Origin of the sequence: Comamonas sp. C11 (genome assembly GCF_024496285.1) — a bacterium.
Lineage (GTDB): Bacteria > Pseudomonadota > Gammaproteobacteria > Burkholderiales > Burkholderiaceae_C > Comamonas > Comamonas testosteroni_F.
This window is the reverse complement of record NZ_CP101743.1, coordinates 4,573,413-4,588,663: the sequence shown is the minus strand read 5'-3', so window position 1 is coordinate 4,588,663 and position 15,251 is coordinate 4,573,413. Positions and strand designations below refer to the sequence as shown.

General features: G+C 61.0%; 11 protein-coding genes, 1 tRNA gene and 3 pseudogenes. All 15 read left to right on the top strand.

Going from position 1 to position 15,251, the window contains the following annotated elements; translation table 11 throughout:
• Positions 1 to 7: 7 nt before the first annotated feature.
• On the top strand, positions 8 to 778 hold the full coding sequence (locus tag NOX35_RS21125) for a class II aldolase/adducin family protein (RefSeq protein ID WP_256494619.1): 771 nt from the start codon (positions 8 to 10) through the stop codon (positions 776 to 778).
• A gap of 7 nt (positions 779 to 785) precedes the next feature.
• Entirely contained in the window at positions 786 to 1,715 is a 930-nt protein-coding gene (locus NOX35_RS21120; RefSeq protein WP_256494618.1) for a glyoxylate/hydroxypyruvate reductase A, read from the top strand.
• Positions 1,716 to 1,783: 68 nt separating this feature from the next.
• Positions 1,784 to 2,770, top strand: a complete 987-nt coding sequence (locus tag NOX35_RS21115; RefSeq protein WP_182284127.1) for a tripartite tricarboxylate transporter substrate binding protein — start codon at positions 1,784 to 1,786, stop codon at positions 2,768 to 2,770.
• A gap of 99 nt (positions 2,771 to 2,869) precedes the next feature.
• Positions 2,870 to 2,946, top strand: a tRNA-Gln gene (locus tag NOX35_RS21110).
• 513 nt (positions 2,947 to 3,459) lie between these two features.
• Positions 3,460 to 5,682, top strand: a complete 2,223-nt coding sequence (locus tag NOX35_RS21105; RefSeq protein WP_256494617.1) for a TonB-dependent siderophore receptor — start codon at positions 3,460 to 3,462, stop codon at positions 5,680 to 5,682.
• A gap of 12 nt (positions 5,683 to 5,694) precedes the next feature.
• Positions 5,695 to 5,988: a hypothetical protein gene (locus tag NOX35_RS21100; RefSeq protein WP_256494616.1), complete on the top strand. Its 294-nt coding sequence runs from the start codon at positions 5,695 to 5,697 to the stop codon at positions 5,986 to 5,988.
• The gene (locus tag NOX35_RS21095; protein ID WP_256494615.1) at positions 5,988 to 7,724 is read left to right on the top strand and encodes a PepSY domain-containing protein; all 1,737 of its coding nucleotides are present in this window, start codon (positions 5,988 to 5,990) and stop codon (positions 7,722 to 7,724) included. The genes NOX35_RS21100 and NOX35_RS21095 overlap by 1 nt, the downstream gene beginning before the upstream one ends.
• Positions 7,721 to 8,062: a DUF3325 domain-containing protein gene (locus tag NOX35_RS21090; protein WP_182284119.1), complete on the top strand. Its 342-nt coding sequence runs from the start codon at positions 7,721 to 7,723 to the stop codon at positions 8,060 to 8,062. The genes NOX35_RS21095 and NOX35_RS21090 overlap by 4 nt, the downstream gene beginning before the upstream one ends.
• Positions 8,063 to 8,171: 109 nt before the next feature.
• On the top strand, positions 8,172 to 9,353 hold the full coding sequence (locus NOX35_RS21085) for an efflux RND transporter periplasmic adaptor subunit (RefSeq protein ID WP_256494614.1): 1,182 nt from the start codon (positions 8,172 to 8,174) through the stop codon (positions 9,351 to 9,353).
• A gap of 5 nt (positions 9,354 to 9,358) precedes the next feature.
• Positions 9,359 to 11,317, top strand: a complete 1,959-nt coding sequence (locus tag NOX35_RS21080; protein ID WP_269780059.1) for an ABC transporter permease — start codon at positions 9,359 to 9,361, stop codon at positions 11,315 to 11,317.
• Positions 11,318 to 11,319: 2 nt separating this feature from the next.
• Positions 11,320 to 12,708 (top strand): efflux transporter outer membrane subunit, encoded by a 1,389-nt coding sequence (locus tag NOX35_RS21075; protein ID WP_256494613.1) that lies wholly within the window; start codon positions 11,320 to 11,322, stop codon positions 12,706 to 12,708.
• Between the two features lie 14 nt (positions 12,709 to 12,722).
• Entirely contained in the window at positions 12,723 to 12,965 is a 243-nt protein-coding gene (locus NOX35_RS28850) for a transcriptional repressor (RefSeq protein ID WP_371878501.1), read from the top strand.
• Positions 12,966 to 13,086: 121 nt separating this feature from the next.
• A pseudogene (locus tag NOX35_RS21070) lies at positions 13,087 to 13,897 on the top strand (IS5 family transposase); the annotation flags it as partial.
• A 118-nt stretch (positions 13,898 to 14,015) separates the two neighbouring features.
• Positions 14,016 to 15,057, top strand: a pseudogene (locus tag NOX35_RS21065) (IS481 family transposase).
• A 62-nt stretch (positions 15,058 to 15,119) separates the two neighbouring features.
• A pseudogene (locus NOX35_RS21060) lies at positions 15,120 to 15,233 on the top strand (IS5/IS1182 family transposase); the annotation flags it as partial.
• Positions 15,234 to 15,251 lie beyond the last annotated feature (18 nt).

Below are 15,251 nucleotides of genomic sequence, written 5' to 3'. Positions count from 1 at the left end.
AAATCCCATGAGCCATGACACCACAATGTCCGAGGTCCGCCGTCAGGTGACGCCCGAAGAGTGGCAGACCCGCGTCGAGCTGGCTGCCGCCTACCGGCTGGTTGCCCACTTCGGCTGGGACGACCTGATCTTCACCCACATCTCGGCGCGCGTGCCGGGCCAGCCCGGCCAGTTCCTGATCAACCCCTACGGCATGCTGTTCGATGAGATCACTGCGTCCAGCTTGGTCAAGGTGGACCACGAGGGCCGGCCGCTTATGGAGACCGAGTACGACGTCAACCCCGCCGGCTTCGTCATCCACAGCGCCATCCATGACGGCCGGCCCGAGGTGCAGTGCGTGCTGCACACGCACACTCGCTACGGCGTGGCCGTGTCGGCACAAAAGGATGGCCTGCTGCCCATCTCGCAGCAGTCCATCTTCCCGCTGGTGCGTCTGGCCTACCACGACTACGAGGGCGTGGCCCTGCGCGATGACGAGAAGCCGCGCCTGGTCGATGACCTGGGTGCGAGCAACTTCCTCATCCTGCGCAACCACGGGCTGCTGACCTGCGGCCGAAGCGTGGCCGAGGCCGTGCTGGCCATGTACACGCTGGAGTCGGCCTGCCGCATCCAGATCCTCGCGCAGTCGGGCGGCAGCGAGCTGATGCGTATCCCGCAGACCATCATTGCCGATGCGTTCAACCAGTCGCGCCAGGTCACCAAGGGCAAGGGCGCAGGCCTCGCCTGGCCCGGCCTGCTGCGCCGCCTGGACCGTCTCGATCCAAGTTACAAGGACTGATAGAAACATGGGAATCCTGGTCAACATCCACCCGAGCATGGGCGCACCCATCGTCGATTCGCTGCGAGCGCTGGCGCCCGACGTACAGGTCTGGGCCCATCGCGACGAAGCACCGGCCGATGCGGTCGAGGCCATGCTCGCCTGGAGCCTCAAGCCGGGCGTGCTGCCGGCCTATCCGGGCCTGAAGCTGCTGTGCGCGCCCAGCGCGGGCGTGGACAAGCTGCTGGCCGTGCCCGACCTGCCGGCCGGCCTGCCCGTGGCGCGCACGGTCGATCCGCAGCAGCATGTGGAGATTGCCCAGTATGTGGTCGGCACGGCGCTGCGCCACACGCGCGAGCTGGACCTGTTCGCGCGCCAGCAGCAGGCCGGCGACTGGCTGCGCCGCCCCGTACGCGCCAGCGCAGACTGCCGCGTGGGCATCCTGGGCCTGGGCGAGGTCGGCCGCTTCGTGGCCGGCGCCATGCAGGCCATCGGCTACCCCGTCGCAGGCTGGAGCCGCGGCGCCAAGAGCATTGCAGGCCTGGCCACGCACAGCGGTGCCGAGGGTCTGCAGCTGCTGCTGTCCGGCAGCGATATTCTGGTCTGCGCCTTGCCGCTCACGCCCGAGACGCGCGACCTGCTGGACCGCCGCACCCTGTCCCTGCTGCCACGTGGCGCCTACTTCATCAACGTGGGGCGCGGCGAGCAGGTGGTGGAAGACGACCTGCTGGCCCTGCTCGACGAAGGCCATCTGGCCGGCGCCGCGCTGGACGTGCTGCGCGAGGAGCCGCCCCAGCCCGGCAACAAGGTGTGGGGGCACCCCAAGGCCTTTGTCACTCCGCATATTGCGGCCCAGGCCTCGGCCGATACCGTGGCCCGCCAGTGCCTGGAGAATCTGCGCCGCCTGCGTGCGGGCGAGCCCTTGCTCAACCTGGTGGACGTGACCCGCGGATACTGAGACGTATATCCCCTTCCCTGTCGCGCTGCCGCGCGGCGCTTTATCCTTGCAAGAACCAAGAGACATTCATGCCTTCGACATCTCGCCGCAGCTTTCTTCAATCAAGCGCCGCAGCCGGCGCCGCCATGCTGGCTCCCTCGGTCTGGGCTCAGAGCCCCTGGCCCTCCAAACCCATACGCATCGTCGTTCCCTACACGGCGGGCGGCTTCACCGACCAGATGGCTCGTCTGCTGCAAGTGGGTTTGCAGAAAGCGCTGGGCCAACCCATAGTCATAGACAACAAGCCCGGCGCGAATAGTCTCATCGGTGTGGATCAGGTGGCCAAGTCCGCACCTGATGGCTACACGTTCGGAGTGGTGATTGCCGCCTATGCGGCCAACACCACGCTGTATCCCAAGCTGCCCTACAACCCCGGCAAGGATCTGGTCGGCGTGTCTCTGATGGGAATCTCGCCCCTGGTTGCAGCAGTGTCCATCAATGCTCCGTTCAAGACCACGCGGGAGCTGATTGACTATGCCAAGGCACATCCTGGCAAGGTCAGCTTTGGCTCCTCGGGAAGCGGCTCCAGCGCGCATCTGACAACCGAGTTGATGAAGCTGCTGACCAAGACGGATATGACCCATGTGCCCTACAAGGGGGCCGCACCGGCACTGACCGACCTCATGGGCGGTCAGATCCAGTTGTTCCTCGATCCTCCGCCCAATCTGATCCAGCCTGCCAAGGCCGGTCGCATTCGTCTGATTGGCGTTGCCAGCGACAAGCGACTGGCGGTTTTGCCCGATGTACCTACATTTGCCGAGCAAGGCATCCCCGACCTGATGGGCAGCACCTGGGCAGCAATGATTGCACCGGCAGGAGTGCCCAAGGAGATCGTGCAGCGCATGTCCGCCGAAGTCACTCGCATCATTCGCAGTCCTGAGATTTCCCAGCGCATGCAGCAGACCATGGGCACGTTTGCAGAAGGTTCGACGCCGGAGGAGTGCGATCGTTTCATCGCCGCCGAAACTGCCAAATGGGGCAAGGTCATTCGCGAGGCCAAGGTCACGCTGGACTGATGGAAGCGCCTGGCAGGCACTGAGCATTTTCGCCTTCAGGCCCTGATCGCCGGAGTTCTCTCAAAGTTGAGAAAACCGCGCTATAATCGCTTTCTCTTTAGGGGAGTCGCCAAGCTGGTTAAGGCACTGGATTTTGATTCCAGCATGCGAAGGTTCGAATCCTTCTTCCCCTGCCAAGATATAAAAGCCCCGGTTGTTTATGCAGCCGGGGCTTTTTCTTTGTGCACGATGCGCATCTGCCATCTTTGGAGGCGGGCCTGCTATCTCCATTGAGTGACGCTCATGCCATGTATCTTCTATGCGCCAGAAGCACGGGGCATTTCGCAAAAATCCACTTATCAATCGGAACCTCGCCGGGCGAGGCGCCACGTAGCGCCAGACCGCATCGTTGCGGCAGTGACGCCAGCTTGATGCCGGTGTGTAAATAGCATCAGCTGTATATCGGTCAGACAACAGGCTGGCAGATGCGCAGCGATACATCGGCAGAGACAGGAGCTACTGTGTTACAAAACAGTGGTATTTTTTTTACCTGAGCTTTACAATCCGCGAAGAAATAGAACTGAGATTGATTCTCGTTGTGTTTCTTTGCTGCCAGCCCCTATACGGTATCTCCGTTCCAGCCACAGCGTCATTTGTTCTTCGGCACTTCTTGCCTGAAGAAAGCACCCTGGTTTTTCTTTGAAACGCTCATGCTGGAACGTTCGTTTTGCCCCGTAGTCGGGGCTTTGCCATTTCGTCTTCACGCCACGGCTGCGGCCGTCAGTGTGGTCTGCCTGCTGCCCTTTGTCAGTCATGCACAGGAGGATGCTGCATCGACACTTGCGGAAGTGACCGTGCAGGAGAAGGCCATTCCCAATGTATATGGAGAGTCCAGGGACTCCTATGTGGCTGGCGGAGTGGAGGTCGGCAAGGCGGCGCAGTCGCTGCGTGAAGTTCCGCAGTCGGTGACGGTGGTAACCCGTCAGCGCATGGACGATCAGGCCATGCGCACGCTCGATGATGTGATGAACTACACCACCGGAATCACTCGCGAAGAGACCTGGCTGGATACGACCTATCTGTCCCGCGGCATGAATATCACCAATTTCCGGTTTGATGGCGGTGCTGCCAGCTCCTCTCGCTCGGGCAGTCGCAGCCTGGACATGGCGCAGTTCGACAGCGTCAGTGTGCTGCGCGGGGCCGACGGCCTGTTTGGTGCAGGTGAGGCTGGTGGGGTTCTGAACTTCACCTACAAGAGGCCACAGGCCAAACGTCAGACGCAGGTGCTGCTTTCCGGCGGAACCATGAGCAACTATCGCGCCGAGCTCGACACCACGGGTGCGTTGAACGAAAACGGAACTCTGCGTGGCCGTTTCGTGGCCGTGAACCATGACCGCAAGGAAATGGCCGCGCCATCCAAGCTCAAGCGGCAGATGTTGTATGGGGCGCTGGAGATGGACCTGACGTCCAGCACGGTTGCCACGCTGGGGGCCAGCTATCAGAAAGACAGAAATACGGGCTTCAATGCCAGCCTGCCGCGCTATGCGGACGGCAGCGATATCGGCTTTGCGCGCAATACCAACTTTGGCGCGCCCTGGAACTGGATCAATCGCGAAAACACCACGGTCTTTGCCAAGCTGGAGCAGCAGCTCGGCAACGACTGGCTGCTCAAGACCCAGCTCAGACACACCCGCTTCAATGAAGGCGTGAACGGCGCAGAGATCGAAAGTTCGCCGGATCCCGTCACGCTGCAGGGGGCGGACTGGTGGATCCATCAAGCCAAGTCACGCGAGCGTGAAACCAGCTTCGATATCAATTTGCAGGGCAGCTTTGATGCCCTGGGTCAGCGCCACGATGTGATCCTGGGTTTCGATCAGCACCGCAACAGCAATACCAATCGAAGTCTGTGGCCCAGAGTGGGGCCGGCCGACGTATTCAACCGGATTCCACCGCAGGACCCCGGTTATCCGCTCGGTGACTGGACCAGTGGCTCGCAGACCAAGGCGCAAAAGAGCGGCCTCTATGGCTCCGTTCGTCTACGTCCCGTGGAGCGTTGGTCCGTGGTGCTTGGCGGACGCTATGTGCTGCAGGATCGCAATACCCAGCATGACATGAGCGGTGCGCTCACGGCCAGCAGCCGGGAGTCGAATGTCTTTGTGCCCTATATGGGGCTGATGCATGAGCTGACCAGGTCCACCAATCTGTATTTCAGCACCGCCGAGATCTATCAGTCTCAGGCCGGAAAATTCTCTGCACCGCTACCTGGAACGCCTCTTGATCCGGTGCGTGGTCGTACCTACGAGCTGGGTGTCAAAAGCGAGCTGACCCCCAATCTGATTGCCAGTGCGGCATTGTTTCGTACTGATAAAAAAGGCGAGGCCGTTTACGACCCCGCTTACCCCCAGACCGATTGGCGCGGCGGTTGCTGCTACTTCCGCGACGGCTTCAAGCTGAGCCAGGGCATCGATCTGGAGATGACGGGGCGAATCACTCCTAATCTCCAGCTGGCGGTGGGCTATACCTACAACAGCAATGAAGACAGACGCAAGGACAGCGCCCAGTTCAGCACGGTCACGCCGCGCCATCTGTTCAAGGCCTGGGCGGACTATCGCTTGAGCGGCGATTTGCGCGGCTGGAGCGTGGGCGGCGGTGTGGTGGCGCAGAGCTCGAACTACCGGGCTTCGGGCATCAGCGCTTACAACCCGGCAACGGGCCGTTATGACGGAGCCTGGACGCCGTACAACTTCACTTCCCCGGGTTATGCCATCTGGTCGGCTCGTGTGGCCTATGCGTTCAACAAGGATTGGAGCCTTGCGATGAATGTGGGGAACTTGTTTGACAAGACTTACTACAGCACGGTCGGCTATGCGGGTTACGGCAACTTCTACGGCGAAAAGCGTACGGTTACCGTGTCGCTCAAGGGCCGTTTCTGACGGGGCGTAGCAATGTCGCAATCAGATGGGCGTCGCTCTGACTGGGGACTGGGATCGCGTCTGGCTGCTGCAGTGCTGGGAGGCTATGCCGTCTCCAGTGCCTGGGTGATTTTATGTGGTGCGATGAGTCAATCTCGTGTGGAGACCATTCTGGCGGGCATGCAGTCCAGCTGGCTCTGGTACGTGGCTGCCGTGATTTGGGCTTTTTCTCCGGCATCGCCACGGCGGATATGGAGCGTGCTGGGCATCGTGATGATCGGCATGCTTCTTGGCACCGCAGCGTTGATCTTTCTGAAGGGACGCTGATGCAGCCGGCAAAGAAGGAATCGGGCGCAGGCAAAGGCAGCTTCCGGCAGGCACAGGCATGGTTGCATACCTGGTGCGGCCTGTGGTTCTCCTGGCTGCTGTATGCCGTTTTTCTGACGGGGACCCTGGCCGTCTTCGAGGAGCCCATCACCCATTGGATGACCCCCGAGCATCATGCCCATGAACAAGCAGAGGCCAGGCAGGCGGGCACCGTGCCGCAAGCGCAGTCTTCCCTGAGCCAGCGTCTGCAATGGGGCATGGCCTATATGGAGCGGCAGCACCCTGGCGCAGACATGTGGGAGCTGTGGCCTGCGGACTCCCAAGGGGGCGGGGATTTACGCGTCTACTGGTTCGATCACGAGGGACAGTATGCGGCGGCCCAGCTGGACCCGAAGTCCGGCAGTGCCATGGATGCCGCTGACGTTCCCAAGGTGCGCCAGACACTGGGTGGCCATCATTTCGTGGATTTCCACTATCAGCTGCATGCAGGACAGCTCGGACTCTGGATTGTGGGCATCGCCGCGCTTGCCATGCTGGTGGCACTGGTCAGCGGAGTGATTACCCATAGACGAATCTTCAAGGACTTCTTCACCTTCCGCGCTCGCAAAGGGCAGAGAAGCTGGCTGGACATGCACAACGCCGTGGCGGTGCTGACGCTTCCTTTCCAGCTCATGATCGCCTATACAGGCATCGCCATATCCTGCGCGACCTTCATGCCTGCCGGCATTGCGGCCTACTTCGGCAGCAGTGCCGAAGCCGTCAAGTCTTTCCAGGTGGCGCTGAATGAACCAGGCAAGCCACAGCGTTCGGGTCAGGCCATGCCCGTACCGGATCTGGAGTCCTTCGTGCTGCGCGGGCAGGCCTTGATCGGGCAAGCGGTGCGAGCGGTGGTGATTGATTACCCGGGCGATGCAGCTGCACGCATCGGCATTTACGGATGGAATGAAGCCGACGATCTGAGCAAGCGTCTCAGTCCCAGCAGCGGCATGGCCATGTTCTCGGCCGCCACTGGAGAGTTGCAGCAGTTGCGCTTGCCAGGAGGTGTGGATGGCGGTGCGGCATCGCTTACGCAATCGGTGATCGGCGGGATGCATATGGCGACTTATGGCGGGCGACCGCTGAAGTGGCTGTACTTCATTTTCGGGCTGGCCGGAAGCGCCATGATGGCCACGGGGGCGATTCTCTTCATGGTCAAACGGCGCGCCAAGCATCATGGGGAGTTTGGCTCCAGCACCTCCGCGGTCTACCGGATGATTGAAGCAGCGAATGTGGCGGCCATCACGGGACTGGGCATCGCCTGTGTGGGATTTTTGTGGGCCAATCGCTTGCTGCCTGTCGAAATCTCGCAACGCTCCAGATGGGAGTTGGTGGTGTTCTTTGCGCTGTGGATTCTGGCTCTCACACATGCGCTGCTGAGGTCGCCGCCACTGGCATGGCGTGATCAGATGGCAGCGCTGGCTGTGCTTTGTCTTCTGTTGCCCTTGCTGAATCTCGTGACGACTGGAGAGCAACTTGCTGCATACCTTCTCGATGGTGACTGGGAGAGCGCGGGGGTAGAGCTTTTCGCCGTTGCTGTCGGAGTGGCGGCGGCTGCTGCCTGGGCCTGGATGCGCAAGGCATCGAACCTGAAGCCTGCGCGAAAGCAAATGGCTCGTGAACTGTCGGCTCGTGAATTGTCGAGAGACCTGCCTGTGGCTGCGGATGCAAGTGCCGCGAAGCAGGGGAGCCTGTCATGACCTTGTGGCAGTCATCCTTGCAGGCCTTTGCTCTTTCGATGGGAGGCATGACGGCTCTCGCTTTTGCCATGGACCGCCATTACGCGCAATTGGCATCTCTGGACGAGGTGCCGGCAGCGCATCGTATGGCGCTGCGTGTGTTGGGGGGACTGCTTTTGCTGGCCGTCTGGCTACCGAGCATCCGCGGATGGAGTGCAACGGCCAGCACCTTGCTCGTGCTGGGCTTCTGGAGTCTGGGGGCTCTCGCGACGGTCGCGGGGCTTTCCTGGTCGGCTCGACACCTGGCTGTTGCAGCCGCCGTGACGGTGCTGCTGGGGGGCGTCAGCTGCCTCTGGTGACGGATCCCTTGAAGCCCGCAAGGCTTCTGATCTTCAATCGCTCCAATTCATGCCGTGGCCATGGGTTTCAGCAGCGACTGCGAATTGTTTTCTGGAAAGTGCAACGTTCATGACGGTGGGACAAATCAAACGCTGGGGCAGCCTCGGGCTGCTGCTGGTCTGTGCTGGAGGTATTGCCTTGTGGTGGGGGAGTCGGCCCAGGGTCGAGTACCAAAGTGTTGCGGTGCAGCGCGGCGATGTGGAGTCCACCGTCACTGCCATCGGTACTTTACAGCCCAGAACCTATGTGGATGTAGGGGCGCAGGTTTCGGGCCAGATCACCCGTTTGCTGGTCAGTCCAGGAGCCAGGGTCGAGAAAGGTGCATTGCTGGTGGAGATCGACCCCAGCGTGCAGCGCGCCACGGTGGATGCAGGCAGAGCATCGCTGGCGAGCCTGCGGGCCCAGATCGCGGAGCAGCAGGCGCAGCTGAAGCTTGCCGGTCAGCAGTTGAAACGACAGCAGCAACTGGCCGCCGAAGAGGCCACAAGGCAGGAGGATGTGCAGATTGCCGAGGCCCAGGTCGCCGGGGCTGCGGCGCGCATCGACCATCTCAAGGCTCAGATGCAGCAAACACAGGCCAGCCTCAAGGCTGACGAAGCGCGTCTGGGCTATACCAGCATCTATGCACCGATGTCCGGTACGGTGGTGTCCGTCGATGCACGTGAAGGGCAGACCCTGAATGCGACCTATCAGACACCCAATATTTTGCGCATCGCCGATCTGACTGCCATGACGGTCTGGACGGATGTATCGGAGGCCGACGTGCGGCGCGTGAGAGCGGACATGTCCGTGTATTTCACGACTCTGGGGAGTGCAGGTCAGGAACAGGCGCGCCGGTGGAACAGCCGGGTGAGGCAGGTGCTGCCTGCGCCGCCTGCCAGCGTTGCCCCCGCCGCAGGCAATGCGGCGGCGCCTGCGGCGGCCACCAAGGCCGTGACCTATACGGCATTGTTCGATGTGGATAACCAGGACGCGGAACTGCTGCCGCAAATGACGGCCCAGGTGGTCTTTGTGACCGGCAGTGCGCAGCAGGCCTTGACGGTTCCATTGACAGCTCTTCAGTCTGAGAAAGATCAGCAATCGCAGAGCGTTCGGGTGCTGACAGCCAAGCGGCAGCCTGAGCAGCGAAACGTGAAGCTCGGAGTACGAAGTCGCCATCAGGTGCAGGTGCTCGACGGCGTGGCTGAGGGCGAGCGGGTCATCGTCGGCGAAACCCTGATTCCTGGCGGTCTGCGGTGGCTGCAATGGTGAGTGCGATGGATCAGGTTCCGCTGATTTCGCTGCGTGGCATTCGCAAGCACTATGGCGGAGTGGGCGAGCAGCCGTCGGTGACCGTGTTGCACGGCATTGATCTTGATATTCGCGCGGGAGAGTATGTGGCCGTCGTCGGCAGCTCCGGTTCGGGTAAGTCCACCTTGATGAATATCCTGGGTTGCCTTGATAAACCGAGCGAAGGTTGCTATCAATTTCAAGGCAAGGATGTGTCCACGCTGGACTCGGATGCCCTGGCCTGGCTACGTCGCGAAGCCTTCGGTTTCGTGTTTCAGGGCTATCACCTGATTCCCAGTGAAAGTGCCTCGGAGAACGTGCAGATGCCTGCGATATACGCAGGCCTGGCCAAGGAGCAGCGGGTGCAAAGAGCCCTGCTCCTGCTCAAGCTTCTGGGGCTGGGGGCGCGTCTGGGCAATCGTCCCAACCAGCTCTCGGGCGGTCAGCAGCAGCGCGTGTCCATTGCGCGGGCGTTGATGAACGGCGGCCACATCATCCTGGCCGATGAGCCGACCGGGGCTCTTGACTCGCATAGTGGCGCCGAGGTGATGGCTTTGCTGCGCGAGCTGGCAGATGCGGGACACACCATCATTGTGATTACGCATGATCGCGACGTTGCGGCTCAGGCAAGGCGTGTCATCGAAATAAGCGATGGACGCGTCGTCAATGACAGCGCTCCCGATGGTATTCAGAGCCGAGCAGAGGTGCCTCCGCTGACCCCGCAGCGCAACACCGCAACGTCGGCAATATCCTGGGTGGCTGAGATTTCCGAAGCTGCACGCAGTGCCTGGCGGGGCATGCGCATGAACCGGGTACGCACCAGTCTGACCTTGCTGGGCATCGTGATCGGTGTGGCCTCGGTGATCGTCATGCTGGCCATCGGTGAAGGCGCACGGCGCAAAGTGGTCGAGCAGATGGGCACCATGGGAACAGCCATTCTCTATATGGGCAGCAAACCACCGGCCAGCGGTGGACCAGCGGGCCAGATCACCGAAGACGATCTGGCCGCCATGCGGGAGTTGCCGGCGATACGCAGAGTCATGCCCGTCATCGGAGACCCTGTCACGGTGCGCTATGGCAAGGCCGACAAGCAGGTCTATGTGTTTGCAGCCAGCCAGGAGATGCCGCTGGTTCACCACTGGAGGGTGGCCCAGGGGCGTTACTTCACGGATGTGGAGGACCGCGATCTGGCTCCGCTGGTGGTGATAGGCCACAAGGCGCACCAGCATTTTTTCCCGGAGGTGGCCAATCCCCTGGGGCTGCAGCTGATCATCGGGAACTCGGCGTTCGAAGTCATCGGCGTCATGAGCGAGCGTGGGGCTGACTCCGGAGCCCAGGACTATGACGACATGGTCTTCATTCCCTATCAGTCGGGGCGCGCGAGAGTCTATCAAGCGCAGACACAGCCCGATTACGTGGTTGTGGAGGCCAGCTCCTCGGAGCTGGTCCATGAAGCCGAGGGATCGATCCGCAGCCTTCTGCTGGCGCGGCACGGGGGGCGGGAAGACTTCGGCATCGGCAATGCAGCAGCTCGTATTCAGGCCGAAGCAGCAACTCGCCAGAGCATGGCCGTGATGCTGGGGCTGATTGCAGCAGTTTCGCTGGTGGTCGGCGGTATCGGAGTCATGAACGTGATGCTGATGACGGTGCGCGAGCGGACCAGGGAGATAGGCATTCGCATGGCGGTTGGGGCTCGTCAGCGTGACATCCTGCGCCAATTCCTGACGGAAGCCAGCATGGTGACCATTGTGGGTGGAGGCGTTGGTCTGCTTGTGGGGCTGGGCATCGGGATGACGCTTCTTGTCTCGGGCGTACCTGTGATTTTTTCGGTGAAAGCCATGTTGGGGGCATTTGCCTGTGCGGTGTTCACCGGCCTGGTTTTTGGCTTCATGCCTGCCCGGACGGCGGCGCGTCTGGAGCCCGTGCGAGCATTGGCGGGAGAGTAGGCATGTACAAATGGAACGTAGTGCTGGCGGCTCTTGCTCTGGCTGGATGCGCGACAACGCAATCCAGTGACGAGACCTGGGGAGTGTCTCTCGATATTCCTCATGCCTGGACGCAGGAGCAGGGGGCGGAAAACGAACAAGTCAGCGCCGGGTGGTGGCACGGCTTTGGCAGCCCGGAGCTCAGCGCACTGGTTGAGCAAGCCCGTACTCAAAGTCTGGATGTGGCGGCTGCCGTCGCGAGAGTGCAGCAGGCGGATGCCCGGGCATCTTATGCTCGTGCGGTCCTGGTGCCGGATTTGAATGCAGATTTCGGGGCCACAAGGTCTGCAGCGATGGACAGTCATACGGAAAGAGACGCCAGCACTTGGCGAGTGGGCCTGTCGAGTAGCTACGAGCTGGACTTCTGGGGGCGTCAGCGTGCTTTGCGAGATGCCGCAGAGTCCAACAGGCAGGCCAGCGTGTTTGACCGTGAGACCGTGAGACTGACGGTCACTGCCTCAGTCGCCCAGGCATGGCTCCAGTGTGTGGGCTTGCGCGAGCGCGCCTCGATTGCCCAGCTCAACCTGGAGATTTCCGAGCGGCTCTTGAAGCTGGTCGAGTCCAGAGCCCGTTATGGGGCAGCGACCTCCGTGGAGCTGGCTCAGCAGCGTGGCCAGGTTGCTGCTCAGCAGCGTGTTGTGGCTTTGCTCCGAAAACAGATTGCAGATGCACACGCGGTGCTGGCACTGCTGTCGGGGCAATGGACTACGGATCTTGTGAGCGAGACCAGTCTTTCGAATCTGGCGATTCCAGGCGTTCGCCAGGGTACGCCTGCGGATCTGATAACACGCAGGCCGGATGTGGCGAAAGCGGAGGCTCAACTGCTCGCGGCGGATGCGAATCTTGCCGCTGCCAGAGCAGCCATGCTGCCCCGCGTGACGCTGACTGCGGGCCTGAGCTCCGAGAGCGAAAAGCTCAGCAGGCTGTTGCAGAGTCCCCTGTCGTCTCTGGCAGCGGGAATTCTGGCTCCGATCTTTGATGCAGGGCGACTTGCTTCGAACCGGGAACTGGCTGCAGCGCAAAAGCAGGAGCTTGTGATCGGCTACCGCAAGGCCATTCTGCAAGCCTTCAATGATGTTCAAACTGCATTGAATGCGGTGGACGGCGCAGAAAGACAGGCGGTGGTTCAGGCGGAGGAAGTGGCTCAGGCCCAGAGGGCTCTTTCGCTGGCGGAAAGCCGATACAAGGCCGGGGCGGACAATCTGCAGACCTTGCTGGATGTGCAGCGTGTGGCCCATCAGAGCCGGGATCTGGCCGTTCAGATCCGTCAGGAGCGTCTGCAGGCGAGCATCGCTCTATACCGGGCCCTGGGAGGCGGCTGGAGGCGATTGCCGGAAGGTCCCGAGAGTTGAGGAGCGTAAGCCTGATGCAACGGTTGAGGGCAGCAGGACTGCGTCCGACCGTCGCCAGAATTGGTGTGCTTCAAGTCCTGCTGAGTTCTGCTCCCCACGCTCTCAGCAGAGATGAGATATATCGCCAGCTATACCTTCGGGGGACTCCTGTCAGTGTGGGAACCGTCATGCAGGTAGTAGCACAGCTAAGCAGGCTGGGTGTTGTGCATCACAACGGCAGACAGGGGCGTGAATCTGGCTATATGCTTCAAAGTTGAGTGGCTCAGCAACAAGACTTCCAGCTGCGGGGGGCGGCATTCGCAGTCATTCCGCGATCAAAGGGCCTTGTTGCATAAATCGGCTGAGGCATGCATGCGAGATCCCGCGACTTGGCAGCCCATGAGCAAGCCGCTGCGGGCGAAGTAACGCACGACGAACTGGACCGAGTACAACGCTGCCCTCAGATGCCGGGGCTCGCTGATGGTATGGCTTGATGCGGACCTTCAATGGCAGGCTCCATCGAGTGGCAGGAGCGGACGGCCGGCTGTGTTCAGCGAGGCGGCGATCCAGTTCTGCCTGACGCTCAGGCGCATGTTCGGTCTAGCTCTGCGACAAACGACAGGCCTTGCTGAGAGTCTCTTGCGGCTCGCCAGGCTTGATTGGGCTGTACCCGACTACACCACCTTGTGTCGGCGCCAGAAGACCTTGAGCGTGACCATCCCCGCACGTCCCAACAAGACGGGCCTGCACCTGCTGATCGATAGTACCGGCGTGAAGATGCTGGGCGAAGGGGAGTGGAAGACCAAGAAGCATGGCGCTGACTATCGGCGACAGCGGCGCAAGGTTCACCTAGGTATTGATGCACAAACGCTAGAGATCCGCACCATCGAAATCACGGACAACGCCATTGGCGATGCGCCCATGCTGCCGGAACTACTGGCCCGGATGCCACCTGACGAGCCCGTGTGCTAGGTAAGTGCTGATGGAGCCTATGACACCAAACTTGCCACGAGGCTGGCAAGCCGCAGCGATCATCCCGACTCGCCGCAATGCGAAGCCGTGGACCGATGCCAGAGCGGGAGCACAGGCCCGCAACGAGATCCTGAGAACGACGCGCAAGCTCGGGCGCACGATCTGGAAGAAATGGAGCGGTTACCAGCGCCGCAGCCTGGTGGAAGCCAAGATGGGCTGCTTCAAGCGGATGGATGAGTTGTAGAAGTTCAGACTTGATCTGACAGTGTGCCTTGCCAACAGGTGAGGTTTCCCGTTTTGATAAGGGTACGAATCTTTATCAATCCGGGCGCGCAAGCGCCCAACGGAGAAACCTCATGAATAGTTTCAACCAAACCATCATCCGGCACAAGGTCGGCCTGCTCAACCTGGCCAGCGAGCTGGGCAACATCTCCAAGGCGTGCAAAGTCATGGGCGTCTCCCGTGACACTTTCTACCGCTATCAGCATGCCCACGAAGAAGGCGGCGTCGAGGCCCAGATCCAGACTTCAAGGCGCAAGCCCAATCTCAAGAACCGGGTTGATGACGCCATCGAAGCGACCGTTATTACCTATGCCCTGGAGCAGCCAGCGCATGGACAGTTGCGTGCCAGCAATGAATTACGCCAGCGGGGCATCTTTGCGTCGCCATCCGGTGTACGCATCCATCTGGATGCGCCATCAACTGGCCAGCTTCAAACAGCGTCTGTCAAACCTGGAGGCCGAGGTCGCCAAGACTGGCGCTGTGCTCACCGAAGCCCAGGTGGCAGCCTTGGAGAAAAAGCGTGAAGATGAGCTGGCCTGCGGAGAAATCGAAACCGCCCATCCCGGTTATCTGGGTAGCCAGGACACCTTCTATGTGGGCTCGATCAAGGGAGCCGGGCGCATCTACCAGCAGACCTTTGTGGACACCTATTCCAAATGGGCCGCTGCCAAGCTCTACACCACAAAAACGCCGATCACAGGTGCTGATCTGCTCAATGACCGGGTGCTGCCGTTCCTGGCCGAGCAAGGCATGGGGCTGTTGCGAATCTTGACCGACAGGGGCACGGAGTATTGCGGCAAGGCCGAAACGCATGACTACCAACTGTACCTAGCCGTCAATGACATTGAACACACCAAGACCAAGGTGCGTCACCCGCAGACTAATGGCATCTGCGAGCGATTCCACAAGACCATCCTGCAGGAGTTCTACCAGGTGACGTTCAGGCGCAAGATCTACCGGTCCATCGACGAGCTGCAAACGGATCTGGACGACTGGATCAATTACTACAACAGCCAGCGCACGCATCAGGGCAAGATGTGCTGCGGCAGGACGCCGATGCAAACGCTGATGGATGCAAAGGAGGTGTGGGACGACAAGGTAAAAGAGCTGAATTAATCTGACAGCCGTACCGTCCGAAACGGGAGCAACTGTCAGATCAGATCGGAACTTCTACAGATGAGTGGGTGATGGCCCGAGACTTCGATCGGCAGGTCACGGAGCTACAGGTCCGTGCATCCATCCTCAACAGGTTTACCTGCCTGGGAACGCCTGAGGCTGTGCGCGTGGCATAACTGCGTCTGGGGTAAGGG

What these genes read in the sequence shown, in the direction of transcription:
- NOX35_RS21080 (WP_269780059.1), top strand. Translation starts at nt 9,359, where the DNA reads ATGGATCAGGTTCCGCTGATTTCGCTGCGTGGCATTCGCAAGCACTAT.
- NOX35_RS28850 (WP_371878501.1), top strand. Translation starts at nt 12,723, where the DNA reads ATGCAACGGTTGAGGGCAGCAGGACTGCGTCCGACCGTCGCCAGAATT.
- NOX35_RS21100 (WP_256494616.1), top strand. Translation starts at nt 5,695, where the DNA reads ATGTCGCAATCAGATGGGCGTCGCTCTGACTGGGGACTGGGATCGCGT.
- NOX35_RS21125 (WP_256494619.1), top strand. Translation starts at nt 8, where the DNA reads ATGAGCCATGACACCACAATGTCCGAGGTCCGCCGTCAGGTGACGCCC.
- NOX35_RS21075 (WP_256494613.1), top strand. Translation starts at nt 11,320, where the DNA reads ATGTACAAATGGAACGTAGTGCTGGCGGCTCTTGCTCTGGCTGGATGC.
- NOX35_RS21085 (WP_256494614.1), top strand. Translation starts at nt 8,172, where the DNA reads ATGACGGTGGGACAAATCAAACGCTGGGGCAGCCTCGGGCTGCTGCTG.
- NOX35_RS21115 (WP_182284127.1), top strand. Translation starts at nt 1,784, where the DNA reads ATGCCTTCGACATCTCGCCGCAGCTTTCTTCAATCAAGCGCCGCAGCC.
- NOX35_RS21095 (WP_256494615.1), top strand. Translation starts at nt 5,988, where the DNA reads ATGCAGCCGGCAAAGAAGGAATCGGGCGCAGGCAAAGGCAGCTTCCGG.
- NOX35_RS21105 (WP_256494617.1), top strand. Translation starts at nt 3,460, where the DNA reads ATGCTGGAACGTTCGTTTTGCCCCGTAGTCGGGGCTTTGCCATTTCGT.
- NOX35_RS21090 (WP_182284119.1), top strand. Translation starts at nt 7,721, where the DNA reads ATGACCTTGTGGCAGTCATCCTTGCAGGCCTTTGCTCTTTCGATGGGA.
- NOX35_RS21120 (WP_256494618.1), top strand. Translation starts at nt 786, where the DNA reads ATGGGAATCCTGGTCAACATCCACCCGAGCATGGGCGCACCCATCGTC.